This window comes from Streptomyces boluensis, assembly GCF_009908195.1.
Lineage (GTDB): Bacteria > Actinomycetota > Actinomycetes > Streptomycetales > Streptomycetaceae > Streptomyces > Streptomyces boluensis.
This window is the reverse complement of record NZ_JAAAHS010000214.1, coordinates 1-13,092: the sequence shown is the minus strand read 5'-3', so window position 1 is coordinate 13,092 and position 13,092 is coordinate 1. Positions and strand designations below refer to the sequence as shown.

Annotated in this window: 15 protein-coding genes and 1 pseudogene; 10 read left to right on the top strand and 6 right to left on the bottom strand. The window is 70.0% G+C overall.

Annotation, left to right across the window (positions count from 1 at the left end; genetic code table 11):
* Positions 1–287: 287 nt before the first annotated feature.
* Genes GUY60_RS23865 through GUY60_RS23855 form a run of 3 tightly spaced genes read left to right on the top strand, consistent with a single transcriptional unit; the run spans position 288 to position 2,805 of the window.
* Positions 288–962, top strand: coding sequence for a DedA family protein (locus GUY60_RS23865; protein ID WP_161701155.1), 675 nt, complete (start codon positions 288–290; stop codon positions 960–962).
* A 29-nt stretch (positions 963–991) separates the two neighbouring features.
* On the top strand, positions 992–2,170 hold the full coding sequence (locus GUY60_RS23860) for a sensor histidine kinase (protein ID WP_312866402.1): 1,179 nt from the start codon (positions 992–994) through the stop codon (positions 2,168–2,170).
* Positions 2,161–2,805, top strand: coding sequence for a response regulator transcription factor (locus tag GUY60_RS23855; RefSeq protein ID WP_187370109.1), 645 nt, complete (start codon positions 2,161–2,163; stop codon positions 2,803–2,805). Before GUY60_RS23860 ends, GUY60_RS23855 begins: the two co-directional genes overlap by 10 nt.
* Before the next feature lie 65 nt (positions 2,806–2,870).
* On the opposite strand, the pseudogene GUY60_RS39985 reads toward GUY60_RS23855, so the two are convergent.
* Positions 2,871–3,130 (bottom strand): annotated as a pseudogene (locus GUY60_RS39985) (HAD family hydrolase); the annotation flags it as partial.
* Between GUY60_RS39985 and GUY60_RS23850 the strand changes: the two are divergent.
* Positions 3,129–3,419 carry a hypothetical protein gene (locus GUY60_RS23850; protein ID WP_161701151.1) on the top strand — a complete coding sequence of 97 codons (291 nt, stop codon included), beginning with the start codon at positions 3,129–3,131 and terminating at the stop codon, positions 3,417–3,419. The pseudogene GUY60_RS39985 and the gene GUY60_RS23850 sit on opposite strands and share 2 nt — an antisense overlap.
* A 254-nt stretch (positions 3,420–3,673) precedes the next feature.
* Here GUY60_RS23850 and GUY60_RS23845 read toward each other — a convergent pair whose 3' ends face one another.
* A complete protein-coding gene (locus tag GUY60_RS23845; RefSeq protein WP_161701149.1) occupies positions 3,674–4,171 on the bottom strand; it encodes a hypothetical protein in 498 nt (165 codons plus the stop codon).
* A 46-nt stretch (positions 4,172–4,217) separates the two neighbouring features.
* On the opposite strand from GUY60_RS23845, the gene GUY60_RS23840 reads away from it, so the two are divergent.
* Both GUY60_RS23840 and GUY60_RS23835 read left to right on the top strand, forming a co-directional pair.
* Complete coding sequence (locus GUY60_RS23840) at positions 4,218–4,754, top strand: dihydrofolate reductase family protein (RefSeq protein ID WP_161701147.1); 537 nt, start codon at positions 4,218–4,220, stop codon at positions 4,752–4,754.
* A 733-nt stretch (positions 4,755–5,487) separates the two neighbouring features.
* Positions 5,488–5,661 (top strand): hypothetical protein, encoded by a 174-nt coding sequence (locus GUY60_RS23835; RefSeq protein ID WP_161701145.1) that lies wholly within the window; start codon positions 5,488–5,490, stop codon positions 5,659–5,661.
* A gap of 50 nt (positions 5,662–5,711) precedes the next feature.
* Here GUY60_RS23835 and GUY60_RS23830 read toward each other — a convergent pair whose 3' ends face one another.
* The 3 genes from GUY60_RS23830 to GUY60_RS23820 form a co-directional block, all read right to left on the bottom strand.
* Complete coding sequence (locus GUY60_RS23830) at positions 5,712–6,521, bottom strand: MBL fold metallo-hydrolase (protein ID WP_161701143.1); 810 nt, start codon at positions 6,519–6,521, stop codon at positions 5,712–5,714.
* A gap of 186 nt (positions 6,522–6,707) precedes the next feature.
* On the bottom strand, positions 6,708–7,934 hold the full coding sequence (locus tag GUY60_RS23825) for a serine/threonine-protein kinase (RefSeq protein WP_161701141.1): 1,227 nt from the start codon (positions 7,932–7,934) through the stop codon (positions 6,708–6,710).
* 97 nt (positions 7,935–8,031) lie between these two features.
* A complete protein-coding gene (locus tag GUY60_RS23820; RefSeq protein ID WP_161701139.1) occupies positions 8,032–9,096 on the bottom strand; it encodes an aldo/keto reductase in 1,065 nt (354 codons plus the stop codon).
* 139 nt (positions 9,097–9,235) lie between these two features.
* Here GUY60_RS23820 and GUY60_RS23815 point away from each other — a divergent pair, with 139 nt between their 5' ends.
* Positions 9,236–10,054, top strand: a complete 819-nt coding sequence (locus tag GUY60_RS23815) for a helix-turn-helix domain-containing protein (RefSeq protein WP_312866401.1) — start codon at positions 9,236–9,238, stop codon at positions 10,052–10,054.
* 138 nt (positions 10,055–10,192) lie between these two features.
* On the opposite strand, the gene GUY60_RS23810 is transcribed toward GUY60_RS23815, so the two are convergent.
* Positions 10,193–10,561, bottom strand: a complete 369-nt coding sequence (locus GUY60_RS23810) for a hypothetical protein (protein WP_161701135.1) — start codon at positions 10,559–10,561, stop codon at positions 10,193–10,195.
* Positions 10,562–10,955: 394 nt separating this feature from the next.
* On the opposite strand from GUY60_RS23810, the gene GUY60_RS23805 reads away from it, so the two are divergent.
* The 3 genes from GUY60_RS23805 to GUY60_RS23795 form a co-directional block, all read left to right on the top strand.
* Entirely contained in the window at positions 10,956–11,384 is a 429-nt protein-coding gene (locus GUY60_RS23805) for a hypothetical protein (protein ID WP_161701134.1), read from the top strand.
* Positions 11,381–11,911: a toxin-antitoxin system, toxin component gene (locus tag GUY60_RS23800; RefSeq protein WP_161701132.1), complete on the top strand. Its 531-nt coding sequence runs from the start codon at positions 11,381–11,383 to the stop codon at positions 11,909–11,911. The genes GUY60_RS23805 and GUY60_RS23800 overlap by 4 nt, the downstream gene beginning before the upstream one ends.
* 39 nt (positions 11,912–11,950) lie before the next feature.
* The coding region (locus GUY60_RS23795) for an MAB_1171c family putative transporter (RefSeq protein WP_187370108.1) at positions 11,951–13,092 on the top strand (1,142 nt) is incomplete at its 3' end.

Below are 13,092 nucleotides of genomic sequence, written 5' to 3'. Positions count from 1 at the left end.
CGTCCGAGGGCCTGGCCGAGCGGGCTCGGCGCACCCGACACGTACGGGCGGACGAGCATCGGTGAACGCCGGACGGGGACTCGCGGCGGGACTGCGGTTTCCCGCACGGGGCCTCGCGCGACGGCACTGCGGTTTCCCGCACGGGACTACTGCGGGAAACCGCACAAGAGCCTGCGGCTCTCCTCATACCGCCTCTGAACTGCGACTTCTAGCGTGGAACACGAACCGGGGCGCCTTCGGGGCACCTCAACTCCCTTCCCTGTACGAAGCGTTGGCTGGAGAACCGGATGAACCTGATGTCGCCCCTCGCCCTTCCCCAGGAACCCGCGGACGGTGTCGCGGGTTGGGCCGCCGGTCTCGTGGACGCGATGGGCGGACCCGGAGCCGGACTGGCGATCGCTCTGGAGAACCTCTTCCCGCCGCTGCCCAGTGAGGTGATCCTGCCCCTGACCGGCTTCGCGGCCGGACAGGGCGTACTCAGCCTGGCCTCCGCCCTGCTCTGGACCACGCTCGGCTCCGTGGTCGGCGCGCTGGCGCTGTACTGGATCGGCCGACTCTTCGGTCGCGACCGCATGCACGCCATCTGGGCGAAGCTGCCCCTCGTCAAGACCTCGGACCTGGAACGTACGGAGGCCTGGTTCGCGAAACACGGCACCAAGGCCGTCTTCCTGGGCCGGATGGTGCCCATCTTCAGGAGCCTGGTCTCGGTCCCGGCCGGAGTGGAGCGCATGCGCCTGCCGATCTTCCTCGCCCTCACCACCCTCGGCAGCCTGATCTGGAACGCGGTCCTGGTCCTGGCCGGCTACTGGCTCGGTGACCAGTGGGACCTCGTGGAAACGTACGTGGGGGTCGCCTCCAAGGCCGTCCTGGTCCTGGTCGTGGCGGCCCTCGCGCTCTACCTCGGCAACCGGCTGCGCAGGCCCGACCGCCCCAACCGCCCCCAGCACCGCCGCAGTTCATGAACCGACCCGTGTTGCTAGGCTCCCTCTCCGTGCAGCACACGGACCAGGGGTGCGACCCGGCGCCCGGCCTCCCGGCCGCCGCGTCCCGCCCCCGCGTGATCCTCGGCGTACTCCTCGGCTGCGGCACCGCGCCGCTCGGACTGCTGTACCTGCTCGTCACGGGCGTGCTCCTCGGGCCCCTGCTCCTTCGGCCACGCACCCGCACACCCGCGCTCGCCGCCCTGACCGCCGGGGCGCGCCTGCTCACGGGGCTCGAACGGCGACGCCGCGAGAACTTCTTCGGCGACCGGTTCCCACCCGGCCACCAGGCGTCGGGCCGACAGATCCTGAACTACCTCGCCGCCCGCACCTTCGCCGGGCTGCTCTGCGGCGTCGTGGTCGCACTGCTCGCCTTCGGCGCCGTACTGGCCGGCATCCTGGCGACGGGGGTGATCCGCGGCGGCCTCGACCTGCCGGCGCTGCTCGGCCAGGTCGCCATCGGCGGCGTCCTGCTCTTCCTCGACCTGCAAGGCCTGTGGTCCCTGGCCGACCTGGACACCCGACTGGCCCGCACCTGCTTCGGCCTCTCCAGGGAGGAGCTGCTCCAGCGGCGTATCGACGAACTGTCCCTCAGCCGCGCGGCCGTCCTGCGAGCAGTCGACACCGAACGCCGCCGCATCGAGCGCGACCTCCACGACGGCGTACAGCAACGACTCGTAGCGCTCGCCATGCTTCTCGGCAGAGCCCGCAGAGGCCGCACCCCCGAACAGGCCGACGCCCTGCTCCGCCAGGCGCACCAGGAAGCGCAGGACGTGCTGAACGAACTCCGTGAGGTGGCCTGGCGGGTCTATCCCACAGCCCTCGACGGCCTCGGCCTCCAAGAAGCGCTCAATGGCGTCATCGAACGTTGCGCCATCCCCGTAGACATGGAATACGGCCCCACCGGGCCATTGCCCCAACTCGTGGAAACAGCCGCCTATTTCGTGGTGTCCGAAGCGGTGACCAACGCGGCCAAGCATGCGGCAGCCACAAGAATCTCCATACGCGTCGTCCACAACGGCCCCACCGTCACCGTCCGGATCCAGGACAACGGAATAGGCGGCGCGAACCCCACCGGGACCGGCCTCGCCGGCCTCCGCGGACGGGTCTCGGCCCTCGACGGCCTGCTGAATCTCGACAGCCCAAAGGGAGGACCCACCACCGTGACCGCGGAACTGCCATGCGCGTGATACTCGCCGAGGACTCAACTCTCCTACGCGAAGGCCTGGTTCGCCTGCTCGCCGAGGAGGGGCACGACGTGCTCGCCGCGGTCGGCGACGCCATCACCCTCATCAAGGAGATCGAGAAACAGCGTCCCGATATCGCGGTCATCGACATCCGGATGCCCCCGACCCACACCGACGACGGACTACGGGCCGCACTCGAAATCCGCGAACGCTGGCCATCGCTCGCAGTGCTCGTCCTCTCCCAGTACGTCGAGCGCAACTACGCCGCCCAACTGCTCGCCCCCGGCGCGGAAGGAGTCGGCTATCTCCTCAAGGACCGAGTCGCCCAGGTCGAGGAATTCCTCGACGCCCTCGAACGCGTCCACGCCGGCGGCGCCGCCATCGACCCCGAAGTCGTACGCCAACTACTGATGCGCAGCACCCACACCGACCCCCTGGCCCGACTCACACCCCGAGAACGCACCGTTCTCGAAGCACTCGCGGCAGGCCATACCAACGCGGCCATCGCGCAGAAACTGCACATCTCCCTGAGCGCGGTGGAGAAGAACCTCAACGCACTCTTCGACAAACTCGACCTCTCCCGCACCACGGGCTACAACCGGCGCATTCTGGCCGTACTTCGCTATCTGGAGTCCTGACCGTTCCGTAGGTACGGGTGCGACTACGGGTGCGACTTCGGCTGGCGTGCAGGTCGAAGCGGTCAGAGGAAAGCGAGCCCTGCCACGGTGTCGGACCACGGCGGGAGCCTGCGCCGCTGGTGACGTAGGGCCGGACGCCGTCGAGGACGCGACGTTGCTCGCGGTCACTGTGCCGCTGCCGCAGCGACAGCAGCTGCTCAACCCCGGACCTGTCGAGTGACGGGGTGAGTTCACGCATGGCGGCGCGGATACCGGAGGGTTCGTCGACGAGCGTGCCGAGCACGTCGGCCAGTACCGTGGAACCGCCGACCGGGGGGCGGGACATGAGCGCGGAGCTTGTCGTAGGGCTCGTGGGGATCGGCGTGATCGTCGCGGGGGTCGTGGCCGTTGTGGTGATTCTGCGGAGCGGGTCCATCCTGCGCCCGGTGGTCGTCCACCCGATGTGCGCCACGTGCGGGCACGCACAACCTGAGCACGACCGGGGCAACTTCACCCGATGCCACCACGATTACGGGCACACCAGCTGGAACAACGACAGTTACGGCAACAGTCAGCAGAAGTACGGCGACGTGTGCAGTTGCACCGAGTTCCGGCACAAGGGGCGCGCTGTGTGAAGCCGCATCCTGGGGGATCAGCTCGGCGATACGGCCTCGCGCGTCCAGGCCTTTGACGGACTGGGAGTCCACGATGACCCGGGCCTGACCTGACCGGCCAGGGACAGCGCCGTCGTCGCAGCCGGAGCCGCAGCCGGTCGAGGATCTGCTTGAGTGCGCCGGCCTTCGCCCAGCGGGCGAAGTAGCCGAACACGGTGCGCCACGGGATGCCGAAGTCGGCAGGCAGCGCCCTCCTTATGTGGAATCGAGCCGGGCTAGTGGTGCGGCCGGTTGCAGAGGAAGCAGCCGTCCCAGAGCGGGAGCGCGCTGAGGACGCGGTGGCGCACGCACGAGGCCATCGCGGCCTCGTCCGGGCCTGGGAAGCCGCGTGCGGCGCTGCTGTCGGCGGGCGGGGTGCAGGACTCCACCATGGTCGTGAAGCGGTGCAGGTAGTCATGTACGCGGGGCGGGTGGTAGCCCATCTCGCTCCAGCGATGTCCGCTCGCCGCGAGTGCTGTGGCACGCAGCACGAAGTCCTTCGCGCGGGCGCGTTCCCGCTCCGTCGCACCCCAGTCGAACTCCGCCAGGTCGAACCCGACGGCACCGCGCCCCATGACGTTCTGGTCCTGCAGGGTCAGCAGCGCCGCGAAGCGGAAGTCCCAGTCCTCGGAGGCGAGATCGGACACGGCCGGCATCAGCACGTCGATGAACACCGCGGTGGCGCCATTGGACAGGTCGAGGACGTGGCTACCGCCGGAGAAGATGTTGCTCACCGACCTATGATGCGATCCCGGCCCTCCACCTGCTTGGAGAAGACGCATGACGGATGCGAGCACCGGCAGAGTGGTCGTGAACAGGGTGATGTCCCTCGATGGGTTCATCGCCGGTCCCGGCCACACCATGGACTGGATCTTCGAGCACATGACGTCGGCGACGTTCCCGGAGGTCATGGCGGCCACGGGCGCCATGCTCATCGGCCGGGGCACGTACGAGGTCGGCAAGCGCATGTCCGACGAGAACCCCGACTACGACGGCGGGGCGCGGTTCGTCCTCACCCACCGCCCGCCCGACGAGCCGGACCCCAACGTCACCTTCCTCACCTGCGACATCGAGGAAGCCGTGGCCACGGCACGCCGCGCCGCCGGCGACAAGAACCTGGAGATCCTCGGCGCCGACGTGGCCGCCCAGTGCCTGCAGCGCGGCCTCGTCGACGAGATCCTGGTGTACGTGCTGCCGGTGCTGCTCGGCGACGGCGTCCGCTTCGCGCCGCCGGGCCTCGACCGGATCGACCTGGAACCGTTCAGCAACGTCCAGTCGGGCGGGGTCACCATGCTGCGCTTCCACGTGCGCAAGTAGGCACGGTCGCAACTACTGGCCTGCTGTCATGGCCCCCATCCCGTGGGGCAAGTTCCCCTCTGTCGCAGAGCATCAACTGGCTCACCGGTGGCTGCAGTTCACGGCGAACATCGGCCGGGCCCCCAACACCATCGACGCGTACGGGCGGGCGGTCGAGGACCACCTGCGGTTCTGTGCAGTTGAAGGCACAGATCCCGTACGGGCCGGTGCGGACACGGTTGCCGCCTGGATCGGGGACATGCTCGACCGTCCCCGCCGGCGATCAGTGAAGGCGCCGCTGCATCCGGAGACGGAACTGGCGAACGCGACCGTTCAGCAACGTGCGGTGGCCGTGCGGTCCTTCTACGAGTACCTGGGGGAGGACGGGCTGTGCGAACGAGCCGGTCGTCCAGCTTCTCGTCCAGCCCGAACAGCCCAACCGCCACCGCGAGTTCGCGGCCCCACGACAGCAGGTTGCCGCGTGCCCACCGGGCGAACAGCGGACCTCGAACCTCGACAGGACGGTGGCGAGTAGCCCGTTGCTCACGCGGACGCGTCCGTACCCGGTGCACGCCGCGGCCGCCCGGTCGAGCGCGTAGTCGTCGAGGTCGGCGACGGCGGCGGTGAGTAGACCGGGCCGAGCACCGGCTGGGGGAACGTACAGAAGCGTCTGGACGACGCGCTCAGCTCCCTCCTGGCCCGGAGCGGTTGGGAGCCCGCGCACTCGCTCTGGCAACGCCGTTTCCCCGACGCGATGCACGACCGCGCGCACGCCGGAACGGCCGCCAGCATGCTCGTCGAGGAACTACGGACCCTCGGCATCGACCTGGCCGACCTCACCCACAGCGGCACCATGGTCGGGCGCGGCCGCGACTTCCGCCTCGACCTGCCCGGACTGGGACTCCCGCGTACGCACCCCGACACCTGAACGAACACACGCGGGCCCCACGCAGGCGTCTCCGGAGACCGGGCCGTGCCTCACCGACCCGCACTCGGCTCGAACTGCGCCAGCATCGCTTCCATGGCCGCCTGGTCCGGCCCCATGAACGCCGGCGCCCCTGCCGCCGAACCCAGGTTGTCGATCATGGACCCGGTGATTCCGAGGGCCGGGGGCAGATGCGTGGAGAGGACGACCTCGGGCTCCCTGTCGTGCAACATCTTGAAGGTGCCGAGGAACTTCTGAACCTCCACGTTCTGCACCCACGGACTGTCGACCGTGGCCCACAGCAACTGCGCGGCCCGCAGGTCCTCCACGTCGAGCGAGCCGACATCATCGGCCTCGGCGAGCTCCGCGCTGGGCATCGGCCCGCCGAAGCAGTCGGAGCTGAAGCAGACGCCCGACCGGTCGTCGAAGAAGCCGACCGTCGCCGGGTTGTCGAACAGCGGAGGCCGGAACCCCGTGAGGGTGCGGTCGCCGACGTCCAGGGACTGCCCGGGGTTGAGCAGAAACACGCGGTCGAGCGGTAGCGGCCGCTCGCAGGACATGATCCCGACACCCAGGAACGTCGTCACAAGCCGCGCCTCGGGCGCCGCGTCGAGGAGATCGAAGATCCCGCCGGTGTGGTCCCGGTCCGGGTGCGTGAGCCAGATCCAGCGCACATCGGCGGGGTCGAGCACGGAACCGAGGGTCTCCAGGAAGTTGCGGTCGGGCAGGCCGAGGCCGGTGTCGACGACGACCGGCTGGGAGGCAAGGAGCACGAAGGCGTTCACCGGGAGGTGCCCGATCCCCGGCACCTCCAGGCTGTCACTCAGCACGCTGACGTCCGGGCGGATCTTGTGAACAGGCATGATGCGTCTCCCGCCCCCCTGGGGTGGTGGTCGCGCCGCGGCCGCTACTACTTCCATCGTCGACCTTCCCCCACCGGCACCGCATCCGGGACCGCATCCGGGACCACAACGACCGGACGCGCACGGTACGTACGCTCCGCAGCGACAGGAACACTGCCCGTGACACTGGGCCGCCCGGCCGGTGCCCTACCTGAAGGACGAGAGGACCAGCGGAATGTCCTCGAGCCATTCGCGGAGGCGTCGCTTCCGCCGCGCGTCCACCGAGCACGAGTGCACCGTGCCGTCATGCAGCCGGACGTTCACCCGGAGCCGCTTGTCGGTCTCGGCCCAGTGCTCCACGGCACTGATCCGGTCCCAGGTGAACAGGATCTGCCGACCGTCGAAGTCGAACACCACTCCGTCGGTGTCGATCAGTACGGCGCTGCTCGCGTCCGTAGCGATGAAGCTCACGTCGTCGTCCACCGGGTCGACCACCCCCGCAGCACCCGGCGGCCGCGGCGCGGCCTCCGGCGGAGAGAGGGGCGTTACCTCCGGCGAATGCGGATACGGCGGCGCCGCCTCCGGCGAATACTGCGGTCGCTCCGGCACCACAGCTGTCGGGGTGTAGAGCGCCGACTGCGGTACGAACAGGTCCAACAGCCGTTCCGGCGTGGGCCGTTCGGCCGCGCGCTTGCTCAGGCAGGACGCGAGCACCGGCCGCAGCGGCTCCGGAACCGAGGACAGGTCGGCGGGCTCCTGCACCGACCGGTACATCATGCCCATCGGCGTACCCGCCCCGAAAGCACTGCCCCCGGCCGCCGCGACAAGGACCGCCCCGAGCGCGAACACATCGGCCGCTCCGCCCACTTCCTCCCCGAGCGCCTGCTCGGGCGCCAGGAACCCCGGCGTGCCGAAGGCCGTTCCGGTGGCCGTCAGACGCGTCGACTCCAGGGCGCGGGCGATACCGAAGTCCAGGACGCGCGGGCCGTCCGCGGCCATGACGATGTTGCCCGGCTTCAGGTCGCGGTGGACGAGCCCGCAGCTGTGGATCGCCGCGAGCGCCTCGGCGAGCGCCGCACCCAGACCTCGTAGCCGCTCCTCGTCCATCGGCCCTTCGGAGGCGACGAGGTCGGCGAGGGTCGGACCGGGGACGTACGCCGTGGCCATCCAGGGCGCCTGCGCCTCCGGGTCGGCGTCCACCACGGGCGCGGTGTGGAAGCCGCCCACCTTGCGCGCGGCGGCGACCTCGGCGCGGAACCGCTCCCGGAAGTGCGGGTCGGCGGCGAGCTCGGGCCGCGCCACCTTCACGGCCACCGGCCGCCCGCCGCGCGACCGCGCCAGATAGACGGTGCCCATCCCTCCGGCGCCCAACTCCCGCTCCACGGCGTACCCGCCGATCCGCTCCGGAAGCCCTTCGCCCACCCCGTACGCCATGTCCCGCCGCCCCCTTGTGAGTTGTGCTGATCAGTATGGCGGCGTTCGCGGGCGGGGGCGTGGGAGAGATGTCTGCCGGGCATACGCAAAGCGGCAATCAGCGCCGCGTCTCGACCCGCAGGTCACCACGGGTCAGCGCGCCGGTCGAGTCACGGGCCAGCATGTCGTGCGGAAAGCCGAGCCCGATCGCGCTGACCCCGTCGAGGCGGGCCAGTTGGGACGCGGTGAAGTCGACATCGAGGGCACCCAGATTGTCCGCCAACTGTGCGGGCGTACGGGCACCGATGACCGGTGCGGTCACGCCCGGGTTCCGCAGGGTCCAGGCCAAGCCGACCTGGGCGGGCGTGCGGCCCAGCTCCGCGGCGACTTCCCGTACGACATCGACGACGGCGAAGTTGCGCTCGGTGAGCGCGCCGCTCGCGAGGGTGGTGCTCCTGCGGGTGCCGTCACCGACGGCGGTGTCCGTCGCGGTCAGGTCGGCGCGGCTGTACTTCCCGGTCAGCACCCCGCCCGCCAACGGCGACCACGGGACCACCCCCAAGCCCATCTCACGCGCCATGGGGATCAGATCACGCTCGCCGGTGCGCTCGATCAGGTTGTACTCGATCTGCAGCGCCACAAGCGGCGACCAGCCGCGCAGGTCAGCGATCGCCTGCATGCGCGACACCTGCCAGGCCGGGGTGTTGGAGATCGCCACGTACAGGATCTTGCCCTGCCTGACCAGGTCGTCCATGCCGCGCAGGATCTCCTCGACCGGCGTCGTGAAGTCCCACAGGTGCAGGTAGAGCAGATCGAGGTAGTCCGTGTTGAGCTGCCGCAGGCTGGCCTCCACCGACGCGAACAGGCTCTTGCGGTGCGGGCCCCCGGAGTTCGGATCGCCGGGCCGACGCAGCGTGGTGTACTTCGTCGCGAGGACCAGGCTCTCGCGACGGTCGCGGGTGAAGGCGCCGAGGAGACGCTCGGAACTGCCGTCGGTGTACGTGCTCGCGGTGTCGATGAAGTTCCCGCCGCGCTCCACATACAGGTCGAACAGCCTGCGCGCCTCGTCCTGTTCGGCGCCCCAGCCCCACTCGGTGCCGAAGGTCGCCGCGCCGAGCGCCAGCGGTGAGACCCGAAGCCCCGAGCGGCCGAGCAGTCGGTACGTGTCGAGGGTGAGCGACATGGTGTCCTCCGGTGCTTGTGATCCGTTGCCGAAAACCGAGCACCAGCATGTGACCGCCGCGAGCCGTGGATAAGGGACGGACGATCCTGGGAACGCCGGTCCCACCCTGGCTGTTGCACCCGGTATGACGACGCGCACCGTGGACACGACACAGGAGCTGGCCGCATTCCTGCGGGCCCGGCGCGAACTCCTGGACCCGCACGACTTCGGTCTGCCCCCGCGCCGACAGGCCCGCCGCACCCCGGGACTGCGCCGCGAAGAGGTCGCCGAACTGGCCGGGGTCAGCACCGACTACATCGTGCGCCTCGAACAGGGCCGCGGCCCGCGCCCCTCCGCGCACGTGGTCGAAGCCCTCGCCGGCGCACTCCGCCTGGCCCCCGACGAACGCGCCTACCTCTTCGACCTGGCCCAGCAACGCCCCACCCACGCCGACAGACCCGCCACCACCGCGGCACCACCACTGGCCCGCCTCGTCGCAGACCTGTCGCCCCTGCCCGCCATGCTCCTGAACCACCGCTACGACATCCTGGCCTGGAACGACGAAATGACCAGGCTGCTCCTGGACTTCGACACCCTGCCACCGCCGCGGCGCAACGCGATGTGGCTGTGCCTGACACACCCCGAGATCCGCGAGCGCTACGTCGACCGCGAACGCGTCGTACGCGACGGCATCGCCCACCTGCGTGCCGCCTGGGCCGCCCACCCGGAGGACCGGGCGCTGACCGGCCTCATCGCCGAACTCACCGCCCGTGACGAGGAGTTCGCGCGCCTCTGGTCCGAGCGGGACATCAAGGTCAACGGCCGCGGCCGCAAACTCCTTCGCCACCCCGAAGTCGGCGAGCTCGCCGTGCACTTCGACGTACTGACACCACTGCAGGACCCCGACCAACGCCTGCTGATCTACCGCGCCGCGGACGAGGAGAGCCGCGCGGCATGGGACCGGCTGTACACACGCTGACACCGGACGGGCCGCTCCGACCGGCTCGTGGAACCTGTCGGCCACCGGCAGCGAACACCTGCCGGTGGCCGCCGGAATCAGCTGATTCCGGCGGCGAGCTGAACCCGCCACCGGTGGACCGGAGAAGCGAAACCGAGATCAGCAGTCGCGGACCGGATCGGTCTCGCTGTAGATGTCGGTGTCCTTCATGAACCCGAGCTGCCCGTTGTCCGCCACCGTCATCAGCCAGCGGGTCGGGTGCGGCCCGCCGACCCAGTCCTGGCCGTCCATCTTGCAGTAGAACCAACTGGGGTTGGAGTTCATGTGGCCGACCACGGTGGTGGGGTCGGGGTAGATGTGGTTGTTGCCGATGGTGCCGTACACCGGGGCGCCGGCCACGTTGCGGCACCAGTGACGGTAGCCGTCCTGCCAACAGGCGTCCGCGGCCGAAACCGTGGGCGCGAGCGCCACGACGGCACCCGCGGCGAGAGTGAAAGCCCCCAGAACCGAAGCGAGCTTGCTGCGCATACAACTCCCCATGCTGTGGCCCTCCCGGGCCGACGAACGGTGTGGTCGGCACCATGGTCGGGGGATCCCGCGACCGAACCAGCCACCACCACCGACGGCACCACCGGGATCCACCGGTACTTCACCCGTACGGCGCAGGTGGCAGTGGTGCGGCCCACGACGGCCCGAACTACCCGGAACGAAGGGGAGGTTGGGCCCGCCCAGCCGCCAAGGCCCAACCACCCCCGACACCAACGCAGTTGGCGGAGCCCGCAGCGACAACAGGACAGATCACCGCGACCAGCCGCAGCCACCGTGAGACACAAGTATTGTTGTGCTCATGGCCGGGGCCGATACTGAGCGTCGATGCCCGTCGCACCCGTCCCTCCGGCCACGACACCAGGAGAAGCACCCGGTGAAGAACTCACGCTCCGCGCTCACGGACACCGTGCGCCACATCGAGCGGCTCGCGCAGGGAAGGGGCGGCCTTGCCAAGGCGGTTGACATCGACGCCCTGGCCCACGGGACGGGCATCGCCCCCGCCGTCGTAGCGGAGTTGCTGGCGATCCGTGAGGTGCCGGAGAGCGACGTGACCGAAGAGACCGCGACGGCGCTCGACCGTGCCCTCCAGCCAGCGCTGCGGAACCTCGAACAGCAGGCCACGCCCGACGAGCGCATCATGGCCAGGCACGGCATCCTCCAGATCGCCCAGCGCACGGCCCTCCGGTCCGGCGAACAGCGCGACGCCGTACTCGCCTTCGTCGACGACATGCTGACCCAAGAGAGTTGTTCGAGACATCGCCGAGCGGCGGAGCCGGGCCGACGGGATCGGGGAGTGACGTGAGCAAGAGGGCTGCCATGCGGCAGCTGTGCGGTGACCTCACAGCGGACCTGGAGGTGACCAGGCCGGCACCGCCCGAGGCGATCTTCACGGCGCTCTGCGACCACCTGAGCGAGAAGCGCGGCAGACCGGTCGAGCACCGGCTCGTCCACTTCCCGCAGGGCCTCGCCAGCGGCCTCTGGCTCAACATGGAAGACCGCGACCTCATCGTCGTGGAGCAACAGACCGGCCCCCTGCACCAACTCGTCATTTTCGGCCACGAGGTCTGGCACATGACCGCAGGCCACTGCGGCAGCCACACCTCAGGACTCAACGCGGCCGCCCGCCTCCTCGGCGACGAGACCGACGTCGCCGCGGCCGTCCGCAGCGTCGCCGCCCGTACGGACTTCGACCGCGCCGAAGAAGAGGACGCCGAACGCTTCGGGCAGCAACTGGGCACGACCCTGCGCAGCCTCCTGGAGCCGGACAAAGCCCCCGTCAGCGCCCTGGAACGCCGCATCCAGGCCTCCCTGGGGCGTAGGCCGGGCTAGGCGGACCGGGACGTGGAGGACTCTGATTACTACATTCCGATGGCTGCCCTGGCCATCGCGTTCGCGGCCAAGCTGCCGGCCCTGATCCGTGAGTGGCGCAACCCGCTGGTGCGGTCCGTGTGCTTCCTGATCGTCGCCGGCTGCTGCGGCTTCGCCGTGTCCGCGCCCCCGTCCATCGCGGCCATCAACCGCCTGACCGGCATCGCCAACTTCGCCGCCCCGCTCGCCTATTGGATCCTCTGCGCGTTCAGCGGCACCTGCCTGCTGGTGATCATCAGCTGGCGTGGCGGGACACCGGGCCGGCGCACCCGTACCGCACGCGCCTGGACCATCGCGTACGCGACCGCGATCATGCTGGTGCCGGGTCTCTTCGCGCTCGGGGACGCGCCCGTGGAGCGCCTCCGGGACTTCGACACCTACTACGCCAACACCCCGTACATCCGCGAGATGATCACGCTCTATCTCTCCGCGCATCTCGCCAGCGCCGTCGTCACCATCACCATGTGCTGGCGCTGGGCGCGCCAAGTGCATCAGTGGCTACGCGTAGGACTCGTCGTCCTCGTCATCGGATTCAGCCTCAACGGCTTCCTCGCCGTGGCCAAGCTCACCGCGGTGATCGCCCGGTGGACCGGCCACGACCTCGACTACCTGAGCACCTACGTGGCCCCGCCCGCCGTGGCCGTCGGCGCCCTCGTCGTGACCATCGGGTTCCTGCTGCCGCTGCTCGGCCCACGCGCCCAGGCGATCTGCCGCGCCTGGCTCATGTACGGGAACCTCACCCGTCTCTCCCGCGACCTGGGCACGTCCCGCCGGTCAGCCGTCACCTCACCGGGCATCCCATGGTGGTCAGGTCCCGAACTGCGCATGACCCAACGGGAGACCGAGATCCACGACCGTCTGCTGCGCCTGAGCGGACACCTCGACGACGGGGTGCGCACCGAGGCCGTCGCCGCCGCGCACAAGGAGGCCAAGAGCGCGGAGGAATCGGCGACGATCGCCGTGGCCGCCATGCTGACGGCGGCGATCCACGCGCAGGCGTCCGGCGCGCCCGCCGCCGAGCCGAGCGCCGACGCGGAAGCCGCGCTGAGCCTCGCCACCCGCTCCGGTCCGCAGGACCTGGTGGCGCTCGCACGGGCGCTCCGCTCTCCCGTAGTCACCGCCCTCGGCCAGACGGCTTCTAG